The sequence below is a fragment of the Ruegeria sp. CL5 genome, from assembly GCF_056536485.1.
In genome coordinates this window covers 136,937-154,603 of record NZ_JBQFPS010000005.1, presented here as the reverse complement: position 1 = coordinate 154,603, position 17,667 = coordinate 136,937, and the positions used below count along the sequence as shown (strand labels likewise).

Annotated in this window: 16 protein-coding genes, 1 other RNA gene and 1 riboswitch; of the genes, 6 read left to right on the top strand and 11 right to left on the bottom strand. The window is 56.2% G+C overall.

The window, feature by feature from the left end; translation table 11 throughout:
• Positions 1-13 precede the first annotated feature (13 nt).
• The 5 genes from ACR0IU_RS10705 to ACR0IU_RS10685 form a co-directional block, all read right to left on the bottom strand.
• Positions 14-1,591, bottom strand: coding sequence for an ABC transporter ATP-binding protein (locus ACR0IU_RS10705; protein ID WP_480716232.1), 1,578 nt, complete (start codon positions 1,589-1,591; stop codon positions 14-16).
• Positions 1,588-2,694, bottom strand: a complete 1,107-nt coding sequence (locus ACR0IU_RS10700; RefSeq protein ID WP_010440942.1) for an ABC transporter permease — start codon at positions 2,692-2,694, stop codon at positions 1,588-1,590. The genes ACR0IU_RS10705 and ACR0IU_RS10700 overlap by 4 nt, the downstream gene beginning before the upstream one ends.
• A complete protein-coding gene (locus ACR0IU_RS10695) occupies positions 2,695-3,789 on the bottom strand; it encodes a microcin C ABC transporter permease YejB (RefSeq protein WP_170476127.1) in 1,095 nt (364 codons plus the stop codon).
• 1 nt (position 3,790) lies between these two features.
• Positions 3,791-5,698, bottom strand: a complete 1,908-nt coding sequence (locus tag ACR0IU_RS10690; protein ID WP_480716231.1) for an extracellular solute-binding protein — start codon at positions 5,696-5,698, stop codon at positions 3,791-3,793.
• Positions 5,699-5,873: 175 nt separating this feature from the next.
• Positions 5,874-6,383, bottom strand: a complete 510-nt coding sequence (locus tag ACR0IU_RS10685) for a c-type cytochrome (RefSeq protein ID WP_029621890.1) — start codon at positions 6,381-6,383, stop codon at positions 5,874-5,876.
• A gap of 119 nt (positions 6,384-6,502) precedes the next feature.
• Between ACR0IU_RS10685 and ACR0IU_RS10680 the strand changes: the two genes are divergently transcribed.
• Positions 6,503-7,336, top strand: a complete 834-nt coding sequence (locus ACR0IU_RS10680) for a prephenate dehydratase (RefSeq protein WP_170476131.1) — start codon at positions 6,503-6,505, stop codon at positions 7,334-7,336.
• Between the two features lie 13 nt (positions 7,337-7,349).
• Here the strand turns inward: ACR0IU_RS10680 and ACR0IU_RS10675 are convergent, their stop codons facing one another.
• Genes ACR0IU_RS10675 through nudC form a run of 4 tightly spaced genes read right to left on the bottom strand, consistent with a single transcriptional unit; the run spans position 7,350 to position 9,920 of the window.
• Positions 7,350-7,892: a chloramphenicol phosphotransferase CPT family protein gene (locus ACR0IU_RS10675; RefSeq protein ID WP_480716230.1), complete on the bottom strand. Its 543-nt coding sequence runs from the start codon at positions 7,890-7,892 to the stop codon at positions 7,350-7,352.
• Positions 7,893-7,929: 37 nt separating this feature from the next.
• The gene (locus tag ACR0IU_RS10670; RefSeq protein ID WP_480716229.1) at positions 7,930-8,415 is read right to left on the bottom strand and encodes an N-acetyltransferase family protein; all 486 of its coding nucleotides are present in this window, start codon (positions 8,413-8,415) and stop codon (positions 7,930-7,932) included.
• 14 nt (positions 8,416-8,429) lie between these two features.
• Positions 8,430-8,897, bottom strand: a complete 468-nt coding sequence (locus ACR0IU_RS10665) for an SRPBCC family protein (protein WP_010440928.1) — start codon at positions 8,895-8,897, stop codon at positions 8,430-8,432.
• A 39-nt stretch (positions 8,898-8,936) separates the two neighbouring features.
• A complete protein-coding gene (nudC, locus tag ACR0IU_RS10660; protein WP_480716228.1) occupies positions 8,937-9,920 on the bottom strand; it encodes an NAD(+) diphosphatase in 984 nt (327 codons plus the stop codon).
• Positions 9,921-10,057: 137 nt separating this feature from the next.
• Here nudC and ACR0IU_RS10655 point away from each other — a divergent pair, with 137 nt between their 5' ends.
• The 3 genes from ACR0IU_RS10655 (at position 10,058) to rsgA (ending at position 13,299) form a co-directional block, all read left to right on the top strand.
• Positions 10,058-11,974, top strand: a complete 1,917-nt coding sequence (locus ACR0IU_RS10655; RefSeq protein WP_480716227.1) for a bifunctional 2',3'-cyclic-nucleotide 2'-phosphodiesterase/3'-nucleotidase — start codon at positions 10,058-10,060, stop codon at positions 11,972-11,974.
• A gap of 39 nt (positions 11,975-12,013) precedes the next feature.
• Positions 12,014-12,112, top strand: an RNA gene (ffs, locus tag ACR0IU_RS10650) — signal recognition particle sRNA small type.
• A 158-nt stretch (positions 12,113-12,270) separates the two neighbouring features.
• Positions 12,271-13,299 (top strand): ribosome small subunit-dependent GTPase A, encoded by a 1,029-nt coding sequence (gene rsgA / locus ACR0IU_RS10645; protein WP_480716226.1) that lies wholly within the window; start codon positions 12,271-12,273, stop codon positions 13,297-13,299.
• 34 nt (positions 13,300-13,333) lie between these two features.
• Here rsgA and ACR0IU_RS10640 read toward each other — a convergent pair whose 3' ends face one another.
• Positions 13,334-14,191 carry an alpha/beta hydrolase family protein gene (locus ACR0IU_RS10640; protein ID WP_480716225.1) on the bottom strand — a complete coding sequence of 286 codons (858 nt, stop codon included), beginning with the start codon at positions 14,189-14,191 and terminating at the stop codon, positions 13,334-13,336.
• A 121-nt stretch (positions 14,192-14,312) separates the two neighbouring features.
• Positions 14,313-14,533: riboswitch (cobalamin riboswitch) on the top strand.
• Positions 14,534-14,620: 87 nt separating this feature from the next.
• Here ACR0IU_RS10640 and ACR0IU_RS10635 point away from each other — a divergent pair.
• A complete protein-coding gene (locus ACR0IU_RS10635) occupies positions 14,621-15,028 on the top strand; it encodes a hypothetical protein (RefSeq protein WP_480716224.1) in 408 nt (135 codons plus the stop codon).
• Positions 15,029-15,031: 3 nt separating this feature from the next.
• Here the strand turns inward: ACR0IU_RS10635 and ACR0IU_RS10630 are convergent, their stop codons facing one another.
• Entirely contained in the window at positions 15,032-15,535 is a 504-nt protein-coding gene (locus tag ACR0IU_RS10630) for a protein-tyrosine phosphatase family protein (protein ID WP_480716223.1), read from the bottom strand.
• 170 nt (positions 15,536-15,705) lie between these two features.
• On the opposite strand from ACR0IU_RS10630, the gene ACR0IU_RS10625 reads away from it, so the two are divergent.
• Positions 15,706-17,466, top strand: a complete 1,761-nt coding sequence (locus tag ACR0IU_RS10625) for a DNA polymerase III subunit gamma/tau (protein ID WP_480716222.1) — start codon at positions 15,706-15,708, stop codon at positions 17,464-17,466.
• The last annotated feature ends 201 nt before the right edge of the window (positions 17,467-17,667 follow it).

Sequence of the window (17,667 nt, the reverse complement as noted above, 5' to 3'; positions counted from 1 at the left end):
GGCGGGCTGCTCGTCAGCCCGCTGCCGCGATCAATTCACGCGTGTAGTCGGTTTGGGCGTGTTCGAACAAATCCTCAGCTGCGCCCATCTCGACCACATCCCCGTTGCGCATGACGATGACGTTATGGGACATCGCGCGCACGACCTTCAGGTCGTGGCTGATGAACAGATAAGCCAGCCCGTACTTCCTTTGCAGGTCCCGCAACAGATCAACAATCTGCACCTGCACGGTCATGTCCAGCGCACTGGTCGGTTCATCCAGAACCAGCAGCTTGGGCCGCAACACCATGGCGCGCGCGATGGCGATCCGCTGGCGTTGCCCACCTGAAAACTCATGTGGATAACGGTCCATCGCGGCGGGGTCCAGCCCGACCTCGGTCATCACTTCGGCCACCAATTCACGCGGGGCACGATGGGGGTCGACATTGTGGATAGCCAACCCTTCGGCGATGATCTGCATACAGGTCATACGGGGGCTGAGGCTGCCAAACGGGTCCTGAAACACGATCTGCATATCTTTGCGCAGCCGTCTGAGTTCACGCGTTGACCAGCGGCGAACGTCCTGATCGCGGAAAGTGATTCCGCCCTCGGAGGCGATCAAACGCATCATGGCCAGAGCCAGTGTCGTCTTGCCCGATCCACTCTCGCCGACGATTCCAAGCGTTTCCCCGGCACGGACGCTGAGCGTCGCGTCATTGACGGCTTTTACATGCCCGACTGTACGTTTCAGGAACCCCCGTTGGATCGGAAACCAGACCTTCAGGTGATCGGTGCGCGCGACCTCTTCGGCATCCTCTGCCACCGGATCAGGGTGTCCTGACGGCTCAGCCGCCAGCAGCTTGCGCGTATAAGGATGCTGCGGGTTGTCGAAAATCTCGGAGGTCACGCCGGTTTCGACGATCTCACCATCCTTCATTACGCAGACCCGGTCTGCGATACGCCGGACGATGCCAAGGTCATGGGTGATGAACAGCATTCCCATGTTTTCAGACTTTTGCAGTTCAGCCAGCAGTTCCAGAATTTGCGCCTGAATGGTCACATCCAGCGCGGTCGTTGGTTCATCTGCGATCAGAATGTCCGGCTTGTTGGCCAGCGCCATTGCGATCATCACGCGCTGACGCTGCCCACCCGACAGCTGATGCGGATAGCTGTCCAAACGCTCTTCCGGGTCGCGGATGCCAACTTTGTTCAGCAGTTCAATAATCCGATTTCGCGCCGCATCACCAGCCAGCCCCTGGTGCAACGCCAGAGATTCGGCCATCTGCTTCTGGATCGTATGAAGCGGGTTTAGCGAGGTCATCGGCTCTTGGAAAATAAAGCTGATGTCGTTGCCACGCACTTCCATCAGCTTGTTCTCGGACGCGCCAATCATCTCTTGGCCGTCATAGGTGACCGAGCCTTCAACGATCGCACTATCGCCCAGCAGTGATACGGTGCTGAGAGCGGTCACGGACTTGCCTGAGCCCGATTCCCCTACCAGAGCAACCGTTTCACCCCGGTCCACGGTAAAGGACACACCTTTCACCGCCGCAGAAACCTGCCCGTCCTGCCGGAAGGAGACTTTGAGGTTGTTCACATCCAGCAGGCTCATGAAAAGGTCTTTCTGGGATCAAACGCATCACGCACGCCTTCGAAAATGAAGACCAGCAGCGACAGCATGATGGCAAAGGTGAAAAAGGCGGTGAAGGCCAGCCACGGAGCCTGCAGGTTTTGTTTTGCCTGTAATGTGAGCTCTCCGAGCGATGGGGCCGAGGACGGAAGGCCGAATCCAAGGAAGTCTAGCGACGCCAGTCCGCCAATCGTGCCGGTCACGATGAACGGCATGAAGGTCAGCGTGGCAACCATCGCATTGGGCAGCATGTGGCGGAACATGATCGTCATGTTACCCACACCTAGCGCGCGCGCGGCACGAACATATTCCAGATTTCGAGCCCTCAGGAACTCAGCCCGTACAACGCCAACCAACCCGGTCCAACCGAACAGAATCATCAGAGCCACCAACAACCAAAAACTTCGGCCGAGAATGGCAAACATGATGATAATCACGTAGAGTGAGGGAGTTGATGACCAGATCTCGATAATCCGTTGGAAGATTAGATCGAGCCAGCCGCCAAAAAAGCCCTGAATGGCCCCTGCGAAGATGCCGATCAAACTGGCAGCCCCGGTCACAATTAGCGTGAACAGGATCGACAGGCGAAAGCCATATATTACGCGGGCCAGCACATCTCGCTTGGTGTCATCCGTGCCCAGAAGGTTTTGACTATTGGGCGGCAGCGGTGCAGCACCCGGTCGGTCCACGCTGGTGTTGAAGGAATAAGGGATCAGTGGCCAGATAGCCCAGCCGCGCTCGAAGCCGTCGGCCTCGAATGTACCGGCTTTAATCTCCTCGATAATCCCTTCAGGATCATCGAAACACTGATCTAGCCCTCCGCTGTCGATCAGGCACATGACTTCGGGGTCGCGGTAGATCGCCTCGGTCTGGAAATCGCCGCCGAATTCGGTCTCGGCGTAGAAGTTGAAGACCGGCGTGTAGAATTCGCCCCGGTACTTCACCAGGATCGGCTTGTCGTTGGCGATGAACTCGGCAAACAGCGACAGGCCAAACAGGATCGAAAAGATGATCAGCGACCAGAAGGCACGGCCGTTACGCCGAAAATTACGCCAGCGGCGCTGGTTAAGGGGGGAAAGCGCCAATTATCCCTCCCGCTTTTCAAAGTCGATGCGCGGGTCGACCAGAACGTACATCAGGTCGCTGATGATGCCGACAACCAAGCCCATCAGGCCAAATATGAAGAGCGTGCCGAAAATCACCGGATAGTCGCGCGCCACTGCGGCCTCAAAGCCCAGCCGCCCAAGACCATCGAGCGAGAAAATGGTCTCGATGATGATCGAGCCACCAAAGAACACGCCGATGAACACTGCCGGAAACCCTGCAATCACAATCAGCATCGCGTTGCGGAAGACATGGCCGTACAGCACCTTGCGCTCGCTCAGACCCTTGGCGCGGGCGGTCATGACGTATTGCTTTTTGATCTCATCCAGGAACGAGTTCTTGGTCAGCAGTGTCAGCGTCGCAAAGGCCGAGATCGTCAGCGCGATGATCGGAAGCGCGATGTGCCAGAAATAGTCGGCGATCTTGCCAAACAGGCTGAGGCTTTCCCAGTTGTCCGAGGTCAGTCCGCGCAGCGGGAATATCTGCCAATACGACCCACCGGCAAACAACACCAACAGCAGAATGGCAAACAGGAACCCGGGGATCGCATATGCCACAATGATCGCACCACTGGTCCAAGTGTCGAAACTTGAACCGTCCTTGATCGCCTTGCGGATACCCAGTGGGATCGAAACTAGATAGGCGATCAGGGTCGACCAAAGACCCAGCGATATCGACACGGGCATTTTTTCCAGCACCAGATCGATCACGCTGATCGAGCGGAAGTAGCTCTCACCAAAATCCAACGTCAGGTAATTGCCCATCATGCCTAGAAAACGTTCGAGTGGCGGTTTGTCGAATCCAAACTCTTTTTCCAGTTCAGCGATGAACTCAGGCGGCAACCCACGCGCACCGACGTATTTGTCGTCAAAGGCACCTCCAGCAGGTTCGGCGCCTGCCCCGGCATCGCCACCACCGGCGAATCCTGCAAAGACATCGCCCTGACCTTCGATTTGCGCGATGATCTGTTCGATCGGTCCGCCGGGCACAAATTGCACCAGCGTGAAATTGACGATCATGATGCCCAGAAGGGTCGGTATGACCAGCAATAGGCGTCTTAGAATATAGGCGCCCATTTTACCGCAGTGCGCCTTTGGCTTTCAGGTCAGCCTCTTTCTCAGGGTTGACCCACCAAAAATCGAGATACCCCAGCGAGAATGGAGGTAGATTTTCAGGGTATTCATACATGTCGTAGTAAGCCGTCCAATAGTCCGCCACATACCCATCGGGTATGACAAAGAACTCATAGCGCAGCACACGGTCCAACGCCATCAATGCGGCATCCTGCTCTGCCTGATTTGTTGTATCAAAGGACGCTTCGATCACCGCGTCCACAAGAGGGCTGGCAAGACCCGCCGGATTGAACAGGCTGAATGCAGCCTCTTCCGATCCATACATCTGGCTTAGGCCGCCACCGGTGGATAGGAACGAGCCATATCGGTTCGAATACACCATGTCGTAATCCCGCTCACGACGCCGCAGCGTGAACTGAGAGGGGTCAACTTTCTCTGCAGAAGCATCCACACCAATTGACTGAAGGTTCTGGACGTAGGTCTCGATCATCGTCGAAGTCGAGGTGGGAATACTGGACGCGTAAGGAATATTCACTTTCAGCGTCTGCCCTTCGGAATTTCGGCGCAGATTGCCTTCACCGACCGGCCATCCGGCTTCCTCCAGCAGTTTCGACGCTTTCCGCAGATTGCGACGGTCGTTCAGGCGGGCCGGGTTGGATTCATGAACTACAAGCGCGGGCTCGGTTAAGACTTCGGCCGGGACGACATCGCCCAGTGTTTCCAAGAACGCTAGTTCCGCGCCTTCTGGCGCACCTGTTGCCTCAAGATGAGTGCCTTGCACAAACGAATTGCGCGGCGTGTTCAGTCCGAACATCAGCGACTCATTTGCCCATTCGAAATTAAACGCCAGCGCTAGTGCTTTGCGCACATTCTTGTCGGCAAACTGCGGTTTTCCCAGATTGAATACAAACCCAGATGGTGTCGGAGGACTTCCATCAACGATCTCATCCTGCACAACATACCCTTCGTCGAGCTTCGGGAAATCGTAACTCGAGGCCCACTGCTTCGGATCACTTTCAACACGCATGGTGTACTCACCAGCTTTGAAACCCTCAAATGCGGCAGTTTGATCAGCGAAATACTCGATCCGAATGATGTCGTAATTGTTGCGACCCACATTGATCGGCAAGTCCTTGCCCCAATAGTCATCACGACGCTTGTAAACGATGCGGCGATTGATGTCGTAGCTGTCCAGCTTATACGGGCCGGACCCTACGGCGACCTCAAGACGAGGTTCATCAAGGCGGCGGTTTTCATCAGCTTCAAACCAAGCCTTCGAGAAGACCGGAGTAGAACCAACTGTTTCGATAAGCCCACGACGGGTGACATCCGGGCTGAAGGTAAATTTGACGGTGTGATCATCCAACGCTTCGGCACCCGTGACCATCCGGCCGACTGCCTGTGCATAAGATGGCAAGCCCTGCTCGATAAACAGGCGGTGGCTATAGACTACATCCTCGGCCGTCACTGGGGTTCCATCCCAGAACATCGCCTCGGGGCGCAAATGAAATATCACGTAGTTGCGGCCTTCGTCATACTCCATGCTTTCGGCGACAACGCCGTAGTATTGGCCAACACTGTCTGATGTGCTTTCGATCAGCGGGTCATATTGAATCGTCGTCAACGCGCCTGCGCGACCTTTTCGCGAGTAGGGGTTCAGGGAATCAAACGTACCTGATCCCGCCAGCGACAGCTCTCCACCTTTTGGCGCATCGGGATTGACATAATTCAAGTGCGGATAATCCGCCGGGTAATCCAGGTTTCCAAAGTAAGAATAGCCGTGGCTTCGCGTGATACCATCCTCGCTGGCGCTGGCTTGAATACCCCCGAAAACAACCGCTGCCGAAATTCCTAGCGCCGCAGTCCAAGAATGAATTCCAGTAAAGCGCATCGCGGGCAGAAGGGGTTTCATTGGGCTCGTCCTCTGAATATCTGTCATCTTCATTGTCGTGCCAGCCAGCTAAAGGTCCAGCACTGTCAGTTGCAAGTTTAGAATGCGTGAGCGCTTTGTGAAGTTTTTCTCACGTAAAAAATAAAAGCCGCTGCTTGGCGCAGCGGCTTTAAATTCTTGCGTAATGATCAAAAGATCAGTTGCCGATGGTCTGCAGGTAAGCAATCAAGTCGGCGCGATCCTGTGGTTTTTTCAGGCCAGCAAAGCTCATCGAGGTGCCCGAGATATAGCTGCTGGGTCGGGTCAGGAAGGCATCAAGCGCTTCAGGCGTCCAGTTGCCGCCATGCGCCTGCATAGCTGCAGAATAGCCGGTAAACCCTTTTGCCGAAGCTACAGGGCGATCTACGATAGCGTACAGGTACGGGCCAGTGCCGTTCGCGCCGTCTTCCAATTTGTGGCAAGCGGTGCATTTACGGAACACCCTTGCTCCTTTTTCAGGATCGGCTGCTGCCAGAATCTCTTCGAAGACCACCTCTTCACCGTCGGCACTTTCGCCCGAGCTTTCGGATTCGATTACGTAGGCAGCCTCGGCATGATGGCTATCACTGCTATAGAGGACATCCGCCCCCCATTTTGCCAGAAGCAGCACCAGGAAGGTGCCAAACAGGCCTGCTGCGGCCTTGGTAACTGTCATCGTGTCGAACATTGATCGCGAGTCCACTTTAGCTGTCTTCCGGGTGTCTAAGGCTTCCCCTGACAAGAGGCAAGGTATAGACACCGCGACTAAACGCCCAATTCAAAAACTTGTTGCACGGAAACGACCAAATGACCAATCGCATCGCATTTCAGGGAGAACCCGGCGCCTATAGCCACGAGGCTTGCCGCAACGCGCGCCCGGATATGGACGCACTGCCCTGCCGCACATTCGAAGATGTGATCGAATCGGTGCGTTCGGGCGAAGCTGATCTGGCAATGTTGCCGGTTGAAAACACCACATATGGCCGCGTCGCGGATATCCACCGCCTGCTTCCCCATAGCGGGCTGCATATTATCGATGAGGCATTTGTGAGGGTGCATATCAATTTGCTTTCCGTACCCGGGGCCAAGCTGGAAGACATCACCGAAGCGCATTCCCACCTTGTTTTGCTGCCACAATGCGCAGGATTTCTGCGAGAGCACGGAATTCGCGGACGGGTCAGCCCTGACAATGCCCGCGCCGCGCGAGAAGTTGCTGAGGCCGGTAACAAGCATTCCGCAGCTTTGGCCAGTGAACTGGCAGGGGAAATCTACGGCCTCAACGTATTGGCGCGACATATTGAAGATCAGGGAGATAATACGACTCGATTTCTAGTGATGTCGCGAGAGGTAGACGATTCGCGTCGTGGCGAACATGGGATGATCACCAGTTTCGTCTTTCAGGTCCGTAACATTCCGGCCGCGCTATACAAGGCAATGGGTGGATTTGCCACCAATGGCATCAACATGACCAAGCTGGAAAGCTACATGGTCGACGGCTCATTCACTGCGACGCAGTTCTATGCGGATATCGTGGGCCACCCGGATGATCGGAATGTAAAATTGGCGATGGATGAACTGGAGCATTTCACCACCAATGTTGAGGTGCTTGGCGTCTACCCGGCGGCGCAGCCCCGCGGGTAACATTTCGCTGTCGCTACCCCTCCTGCAGGGCAAACTCAGAGCTCCGCGTCCCATTGCGCCAAGCATCGAGGATGAGATCGACATTCCCATCGATGTCATCCATCGAATCGACTTCCAGATCATAGACCCTGCCTATGTGAATGACCTGTTGGTCACTCACCGCGCTGCCTTGTTCGCGGTCACCGCGCGCCATTTCTCTTTCGATTAGGAGGTCGGTGGGGCAATGCACAGCCACAAACAATACATCATGACCTGCCAGATGCCGCTTTAGCATTTCTGCCCATTCAGGCGTATCCAGAATATGTTCGATGATCAGATTGTTTCCTGCATTTGCATAGGCCGCCAAAGACGCATGGAAACCATCAAAGAACTTGCCACGCTCGATCGACCAATCGAATTCTCTGCTTTGAAAGCGCCGCATGGGCAGAACGCCAGAGTCCCGAAGATGATCAATCGAGATGTGCCAGAATGGCACCTCTGCCGCCCTTTGCAATGCCCGTGCCAGTGTAGTTTTCCCACTGCTGGATGCACCGTGAAGAAAGATAATCTGCGACATGTTTTAGGACGGACTTATCGTTTGGGTGTTGCCAAGTTCAGACTTTGGGAACATGAAAGATCTTGCATACTGCACCTTCCATCCGGCGATATTCTCGAAATCCCATGGCTTCATAGTACCCAAGCCCCTCGAGATTGGCAGCCCCAATCGTCGCGTCCATAGCAGGTAAACCCTTATGCCGAGCGGCCTCAAGCGTCGTTTCAAATAGTGCCCGCCCCACACCGCGTCGCGCAGCAGACGGCCGAATATGTGTGCCGATGATGCCCCAGCCGACCGTAACCTCATAGGGGTTGTTTTCGGTGGCAAGTTTCAGCGATTGGAATCCCAAAATTTCTCCGTTCGGCGTGACAGCAACACTACACCGAATACGTTCGGGATCGCTGATGTAATGCCCCAAAGCAAAAGCAGCGTTGCTGTCTTTGCTTCGCTTACCGGCAGCCACGAGCTCGGTCAGCACCTTGGCAATTCCATCAGCATCAGCCTCAACAGCTTCGCGGATGATCGGTTGATCCAATCTACTCATCTACTCCCTCATATTCAGGCACCATGCAGGTGCCGTTCTTCCATGTCCCGCGCAAATTCGCTGAGCCGCGTATGAAACTGTCGGCGGAACCTGGATTGCCCGAGCTTCAAAGACTGTAGCAATAGCCGTGCGGGAAGGGTTTTTGCGCCCAGCGATGTCTCAATCCGCAAACGTGTCCGACGTTGAGACAGTGCCAAAAGCTCGACAACCGTATCACCGTTCATTCCCTTACTACTGGATTGAAAGCGCATCAGAGACGGGCTGTCATATTCCGTCATCTCTATGGCAATCTGACGTGGTTTACCGCGTATCTTGAACTCGGTCTCCCATGCGGTTCCGGTCTGTGGCACCGCAGAATCTGCGATTCTCCTCACTTCAATCCCGCGCCGCAAGGCCATGCGTTCAAAGCGCTCGAAATCAGAAATCATGGTGAAGACCGTATCAATCGGAACTTCGATATCTTCCTGCGCTGAAAACTGCATGTTCGTTTTACTCTGCCCTTGATTGAGTCCAGTTTCTCGTCAGTCCAGTGTGTCTGCAAGCCAGTGTTGCAACAAAAAATGTGCAATCGCGCCCTTTCGGGCTGGCATGAGCTTGGGGTGGTCCCCGGCAAAGACTTGCATCATCTCGGTCCGGGTGACCCACATCGCATCTTCGATTTCAACCGGGTCGATCTGAATATCGCGCGAAAGGGCTTCGCCTGCACAGCCAAACATCAGGGATGCAGGAAAGGGCCAAGGCTGGCTGGAAAGATAGCGCACCTCGCCCACAGGTACTCCGGCTTCTTCCATCACCTCGCGCCGCACTGCGGCTTCGAGCGTTTCGCCGGGTTCAACGAAGCCCGCCAAAAGTGAATACATCCCCTCGGGCCAGCCAGGAGAACGGCCCATCAGAACCGAATTTCCATTCGTTATCAGCATGATAACAACCGGATCTGTGCGCGGGAAATGCTGCCCGCCACAGGAACGGCAGCTGCGTTGCCATCCAGCTTGAACCATCTCACTATGTGCACCGCACTGGGCGCAAAACTGATGCGTTTCATGCCAGCCGATCACCGCCTTGGCGGTTGCTGCCAACTCTGCATCACGTGGATTCAGCCGTGCCATGATCCGGCGTAGCTCGACAAACACATGTCCTTTGGGCAGGTCGTGGTGCTGTTGTTCGCTACCATCCACAAACTCCCCGACGGCAGAGAGGTCGAGCCCTTCGGCCGCCCAATCAGATATATCCAAGGCAAACAGAGGCGATCCGTCGCCCATACACCCAAGCAAGATGGGCACCTCGATCACACCGCCCGGACCAGTTTTGAGAATATCGTGGGACATGGGAAGCAGCGCCAACTGATCCACAGCGTCACCCTTAGCCAAAATTTTGCCGCGCCACAGCAAAACACATGTCGCTGATGGGTCAGCATGGGCCTGCGCCAATTTGTCCGCATCGCCTCGCAGCAATCCTGCCCGGTCCAGCCCAGAGCCGCCAAAAGTTACCTGTTCTGCGCGTTTCATGCCTGTCATTCCTGTATTTGCGCAAAGGGCTGCCATGTCTTGACCACCGGTGCAACGGGGTATTCACAGATCAATATTTCTTACGCCGTCGAAAGACCGCAGCAATGCCTCGGAATTTGCACTAATTACAACTCATAGTGAAGTTTGCGTTACACAATCATCCAGAAGTAAAAATATTGAAAGCCGAAGTTTTCCCGCCTCAAAATCGAGATTTCAAAGGTCGCGCGCACCTTCGGATCCTGGCGACCTCTGATCTTCATATGCACATGACGTCATACGACTATTATGCCGATCGCCCCGATCCTGATGTCGGCCTCGCCCGCACCGCAAGCATGATCCGGGTCGCCCAAGAACAGGCGGAACGCAACGGGGCGCTGGTTTTGCTATTCGACAATGGCGATAGCCTGCAAGGTACCCCGTTTGGCGACTGGGCGGCCGAAGCCGTGCCAGCCCAACACCCTTTGCCCAAGGCGTTCAATATCCTGGGGTATGATGCAGTCGGATTGGGCAACCACGATTTTGGATTTGGACTAAAGTTCATCAATCTCATCACAGGTCAGTTCGAGTGTCCGGTTGTTTGCAGCAACATGAAAAGCAACACTCCCGATCAGGGCTGGGTGTCCCAAGCAATTCTGCAGCGCACAATCAGTATCGGGGGAGAAGATGTTCCTATTAGCATAGGTGTTCTTTCTGTCCTGCCACCTCAGACCGCGCGGTGGGAAGCGCATATGCTGCGGGATGACGTGCAAATTGCCGACATCCTAACCGCAGCACAACGTACAGCAGCAGAACTGCGCAAAGATGGATGCGATTTGGTCGTCGCGCTGGCTCATTCAGGCCTCGGTTCGGCAGAGGCACAGCCAGAACTGGAAAATGCCGTTATTCCGCTTGCGGCTCTGACAGGCATTGATGCAATCGTTGCTGGCCATACACACCTGACTCTGCCGGGCGCGGCGCATGTCGGTTTGAAACATGTCGACAGCAATCGCGGACTTGTAAATGGCAAACCGGTGGTGATGCCGGGTTGGGGAGGTTCACACCTCGGCCTCATTGATTTGACACTGGGACGAGATATTGACGGCTGGCACATCGTCAAGAGCGAAGCCGAATTACGCGCAGTCAATCAAGCAAAATCGCCGGTGACCGATTGCCCGGAGTTGGCGCAGTTGTTTGCCCAAGGCCACACAGCAACACGCGCCCGCGCAGCCAAGCCCGTCGGCAATGTCCCACACCCTTTACACAGCTATTTTTCGTTCTGCGCCCCTGATCGTGGGTTGGCGCTTATCGCAACCGCTCAAGCTGCAGCGCTTCGGCCGTACCTATTGAGTACTGAATGGGCAGACCATCCCGTCCTGTCAGCCGCCGCCCCGACCAAATTCGGAGGCCGCGCAGGCACTCGATTTTATACCGATGTCCCGGCGGGCAGAATCTCGGTACGCAATGTGGCTGATCTGTGCGTGTTTCCAAACGAGTTGCGCGCCACTTTTATCACCGGGGAACAGGTTCGTGACTGGCTTGAGATGTCCGCCGGACTGTTCAATCAGCTTTCGCTGAATGATCCCGTCAACCTCATCGATCCTCTGCGGGCGGGGTATTATTTTGATGTACTGCATGGCGTGACCTGCCGGTTCGACCTGTCTCAACCCGCTCGTTTCGATGCAACCGGACGGATCACAGATCCCGGCCATAGCCGCGTTCGCGATCTTACATTTCAAGGGCTGCCTATCGCCCCCGATCAAAGGTTTGTTGTTGCACTCAACAATTATCGCGCCAGCGGGGGCGGTCATTTTCCTGTCGACTTTCAAGCAGATCAGATCAACCTGCCGTCGCTGCGCATTCACGAAATCCTGTGCGACTACATCTCAGGAAGATCGCCCCTCGACCCATTGGAACAAGCTCCTCAGCCGTTCTCGTTTGTGCCGACCCAAAGCCGCGGAGCAATTCTGACCACCGGTCCCGGCGCGGACAAATACCTGGAAGAATTGGCGGATTATGATCCCCAGATACTGCCCCGTGATACCGATGGGTTTATGCGCATTCATCTGACCTTCTGACGGGTTGCCATTTTACAGCCGGAGGCCTATATCGATGTTCGAGAGGTTGGCGCGGGCGAGCGCCTCGCCAACCTGGTCAGGTCCGGAAGGAAGCAGCCACAACGAGCCCCGCTTGGGTCGATGTCCAACCTCTCACTTTGAACCCATTAGCCGTAGGAGGGCGTTTATGATTGTAGCAATGACCCTTCGGGCAGACCGGTTCTGATTCTTTTTTCCAGCTGACTGCCTGAATACCTCACCTGCGAATGCGCGTTCGCCATTCGACAGGATTGTTGTTTCTGATCACAGGCAGACACATGTCACTTTCCTTATCGGACCTCGGATGGTCCTCTCACTTTGCAGCTCAGCATGCGGCTGAGCCGTCTCTTCTCCCCTTTCGCATCGCAGCCGTTCACCGGGATCGGTTGATCGGGTTGAGTCCAGAAGGCGAGACTCACCTACTCTCCCCAGACCAACCAACTGGTGCTTTTGCCGTCGGAGATTGGGTGCTGACCGATGAAAACAAACGCATACGCAGTGTTCTGGAACGGCGCAGCCTGCTGCAGCGCCGGGCTGCGGGCACAGGCGTCGCAGCACAGTTAATCGCGGCCAATGTGGATGTGCTGTTCATCGTCAGTTCCTGCAATGCCGACTTCAACCTGCCCCGACTAGAGCGCTATCTTGCGCTGGCCCATCAGGCAGGCAGCTATCCGGTGATCGTTCTGACCAAGTCGGACACCTGCGACAACGCAATTGCTTATGTCGAACAGGCCCAGTCACTGGCCCCGTTTTTGACAGTTTTGGCCGTAAATGCCTTGGATCAGTCCGATATCGAACAGGTCCTGTCGTGGTGCCCGAAGGGGCAGACCAGCGCCCTGGTCGGATCGTCTGGCGTTGGCAAGACGACACTCGCCAACGGGATGACTGGACAGGATCAAGCCACCGCAGGCATTCGCGAAGATGATGCGCGTGGCAGGCACACAACAACAGCACGTGCGTTACATCGAATGAGCAACGGAGGTTGGTTAGTCGATACACCCGGCATGCGTGCGTTACGCCTGTTGGACGCGCAAGAGGGTGTGGACGAGGTATTCTCGGACATCTCTGACCTGAGCCTGAACTGTCGATTCTCAGATTGTCAGCACGACACCGAGCCCGGCTGTGCGATACAGGCTGCAATCGAAACCGGGGCACTTGATCCCGCACGGCTGGACCGATGGCGCAAGCTGCGTCGCGAAGATCAGCACAATTCGGCTTCGGTGGCGCAGGCACGCGCACGCGATAAAGCGTTTGGAAAAATGGTGCGCAGCGTGATGCACGAGAAAAAATCCCGCAAGGGACTTTGACCTTTCTGGGCACCGGTTACCGGTGCCTAGCTTTTCAGGAGATCAACCGGGGCCAAACGGCAGCGTTTCGCCGGGCAAACGCGCCGATATGGCCGACTTCGGATAACCCGAATTCATTTGCCGAAAGCAGATGGCGCCGCGCACCTGAACCATAGAGATCGGCAAGCCGCCAAACCGCCTGGGGGGGCACAACCTGATCATCCTCAAAGGCGAATATGTCAACTTGCCTGCCCATGTCGGCCCAGCGGTTTGCCGGCAAGGTGTCTCCGATTTCGGGTACATAACTTTGGGGCGCTGTGCACCATTTGCGCCATTGCCAGTAAACTCGGGATGGCAGATTTGTTCCAAAACCCAAAGCCTTTCCGGGCAAATACCCGAGCGCAAGTACCGCCAGGGGCGCATGACCGTACCAGAACAACGTCGCCAAAGCGCGGTAAGGCCAAGGATGATCCTTCAGCGTTACCAGACCGGAACAGACACAGATCATCCTGTCGATCTGATCGATATCGGGTTGGATCGGACCAAACATCCCGCCCAAAGAATGCCCAATACTCCAAAGCTTAGCCTGTGGAAACCTCCGCCGCATTTCGGTCCGTGCAGCCGGTATGTCGATCAGCGCCCAATCCGCCATGGTGACACGCGATTGCTTTTGTGAGCCTGTCAGAGAGTGACCAAAATCCCTGTAGTCATAGGTTAGGCAGGCCATTCCGTGCGCTTCTGCGAGCCATCTTGCGAAATGCCGGTAGTAATCTCTGGGCACACCGGTTGCACCGTTGATCACAACAACTTTGTCCGGTTCTGCGACAGGGTGATAGAGCCGTGCCGACAGTATTGCCGGGCCGGACTGAAACTGAATGTCCTCGGTGACAACCGCTTCCTGTGTGTCCAACATGGTGCCCTCTGAAATCAACTGAACCGATCAGTTCACCCAAGGCGCGCCGAGTCAAGGTTGACGTGGCTGGACCGTGCGTCACATGCCATCATCAATCTTCTTGACTCCCGAACGATTGTACCGCTAGCGATGACGTGATGGTTCTCGCGCCCAACCGGGCCGGGATGAAAAGGGAACACGGTGCGGTTCTGCCCGGATAAAACCGGAACGAACCCAGTCCGAGACTGCCCCCGCAACTGTAAGCGGAGAGCGATGACGAAATGCCACTGGCCTTGAAGGTCGGGAAGGTCGGCAAAGCAATGACCCGCAAGTCAGGAGACCTGCCATCAAATCGAAACTGAAACTCGGGCGGGGTGTCCGGGCAGGGCAAGACCGCATGCATGCTGTCCCTCCTGATTGATGCCCCTGCCCTGCGCGGAGGGCGCATGAATGATCTGGAAGACCAACACGCATAAATTCTCGGCAACAATTTGCCAACGGACCGGGAAAAACTGCCCCGCTTTGGCACGACTGGCACGGGCACTGGCCACTTCGGTTGGAAAAGCTGGCCCCACGACCACCGCAGGATTCGGAATCGAAGGAAGCTGCGATTTGACTCATTGCGCCAGTGGGTGCACCGCCCGATTTCGCTCCGGTCCCGAAGAAACCCGAGTGTTCTGTGATGCGGATTCAGACGTCGCGATCGACCATCTGGACAGTTATGCAGACCTGATGTTTGGCACGGACTCGCACCCCATCCCTGGAGGCACCTTGTCCCGACCGCCTTGCGCGATGCTGGAAGTGTTAACCCTGGGCGGAAGTACTCGGGCGCAGGCTGAATACCGTCCGTCGGCTTGATCGCTATTCGGCTACCAAGACACTGGCAGGCGCAGTCGCCCAGCGCAGCTGCGCGTCGGTTTCAACTGCACATGGGCGTATCGCTCGCAACCTTTTCAATGCCTCGTCCGGGTGCTCTCCACACTCGACCATCAAGCGTAATACAGCCATACCAGAGCGGCCACATCCGCCTTTGCAGTGGATTAGTACTCGGCCTCCACCCGACAATGCGTGGCGAGCAGACTCGCTGGCATCCACCCAGCGCATATCAATGTCGTCGGAGGGTATACCGTAATCCTCGACTGGCAGATGAACCCAGCGACAAGCGCGGCTGCGAACATCGGCCCCAAAATCCCTGGCGCCATCAAGGATCATCTCGACCTCGGTAGTCATTGACAGAATAAGGCCGGGCTTCCATCCGGCAACCGCATCAAGATCACCGGAATAGTCTCCTCCTCGCCCTGGCATTGAAGTTAACGCAAGCGTGCCCCCGCCCACTTGAAGTGCATGGATAACAATCTGAGCCATTCTACGCTCCCCCCGAAACGCTGATCAGAAAATCTTTCTGGCTGGTCTTAGACTGTACGATATTAACCGCGTCGGCCAGCAATCCAAAATGAAAATCCTCGCGGCTTGCTGTGGACGCGGACAGCGGGGCCCTCTACGCTGCGGCATAACTCGAATCCGACAGAGCAGACATGACCGATACGCCAAGCCCCGCCTACCAGGTTCTTGCCCGCAAATACCGTCCTGAAACCTTTGCCGATCTGGTCGGTCAGGACGCGATGGTACGCACACTGAAAAACGCGTTCGAGGCGGACCGGATCGCTCAGGCCTTTATCATGACCGGCATCCGTGGCACCGGTAAAACAACCACAGCCCGGATCATCGCGAAGGGGATGAATTGCATTGGGCCTGATGGCGAAGGTAAACCCACCACCGAACCCTGCGGTCAGTGCGAGCATTGCGTCGCCATCATGGAAGGCCGCCACGTCGATGTGATGGAGATGGACGCCGCCAGCCGGACTGGTGTGAACGACATCCGTGAAATCATCGACAGTGTCCGCTACCGTGCCGCCAGCGCACGCTACAAGATTTACATTATCGACGAGGTCCACATGCTATCGACCAGCGCTTTCAACGCGCTGCTCAAGACGCTTGAGGAACCACCCGAGCATGTGAAATTCATCTTCGCCACGACCGAGATCCGCAAGGTCCCGGTCACGGTTTTGTCGCGCTGCCAACGTTTCGATCTGAGGCGGATCGAACCCGAAGATATGATCGGCCTGTTGCGCAAGATCGCTGAATCCGAGAATGCGCAGATCGCCGATGACGCATTGGCGCTAATCACCCGAGCCGCCGAAGGATCCGCCCGTGACGCAACCTCGCTGTTGGATCAGGCGATTTCGCACGGTGCGGGTGAAACCAGCGCAGATCAGGTGCGCGCCATGCTCGGGCTGGCGGATCGGGGTCGAGTGCTGGATCTGATGGACATGATCCTGCGCGGTGATGCGGCCGGTGCTTTGACCGAACTTAGCGGACAATATGCAGAAGGTGCTGATCCTCTGGCTGTGCTCCGCGATCTGGCTGAGATCACCCATTGGGTTTCAGTGGTCAAAATCACCCCTGATGCCGCCGAAGATCCAACCGTTTCACCCGACGAACGTGCCCGAGGCCAACAGATGGCCGAAGCGCTGCCAATGCGTGTTCTGACCCGCATGTGGCAAATGCTGCTCAAAGCTCTGGAAGAGGTCTCGGCTGCACCCAACGCCATGATGGCCGCAGAAATGGCTGTGATCCGCCTGACCCATGTGGCCGACCTGCCAAGTCCGGAAGAACTGATCAAGCGCTTAAAGGATGCACCTCCACCCCCCAATGGCGGGCCAGGATCGGGCATCGGAGTGCCAGGCCAGGCGAGCCCTGCGCCACAGGCCTCTGCCAGACCGGCCTATACCTCTTCGGCCATCGGTGGGAATGCAGGCGGACCGAGTGCTGCTCTGGCTCAGGACGTACAGGCAGCACTAGCGCGGTATCCCACTTTTGAACATGTGGTTGAATTAATCCGTGCCAACCGGGATGTGAAACTGTTGGTCGAGGTCGAAAACGGGGTACGCCTCGTGTCGTACCAACCGGGACGGATTGAATTTACCCCGACCGACAATGCCCCGACCGATCTATCTCAACGGTTGGGTGCATCGCTGCAGCGCTGGACGGGTAACCGTTGGGCAGTATCGATTGTCTCAGAAGGCGACGCTCCGACAATTGCGGAAGTTCGGGATGCTGCTGATCTGGCTCTCAAAGCCGAAGCGGAAAAGCATCCACTGGTGCAAGCGGTTCTGAGTCATTTCCCGAAAGCGCGGATCAGAAGCATCGAAACAGCCGAGCAACGCGCTGCTCAGGTCGAAACTGAAGCCCTGCCCGAAGTAGATGACGAATGGGATCCGTTCGAGGAAGACTGATCCTGTAAGCGATCTCCTCAATTCAGCCAGGTGCTCCCGTGCCGCCACGGCTCCTCGGCTGACGCCGACGATCCTGCCCGGGCCAAACGGGAGGAAAGGTCTTGTCAAAGGTCTTGACGACGGGCGGGAGTGTCCTGACCTCTTGTGTCGCGCGGTTACGCTTCGTATCTAGGCCTCAAATCGAGTGACAGGAGATTACCG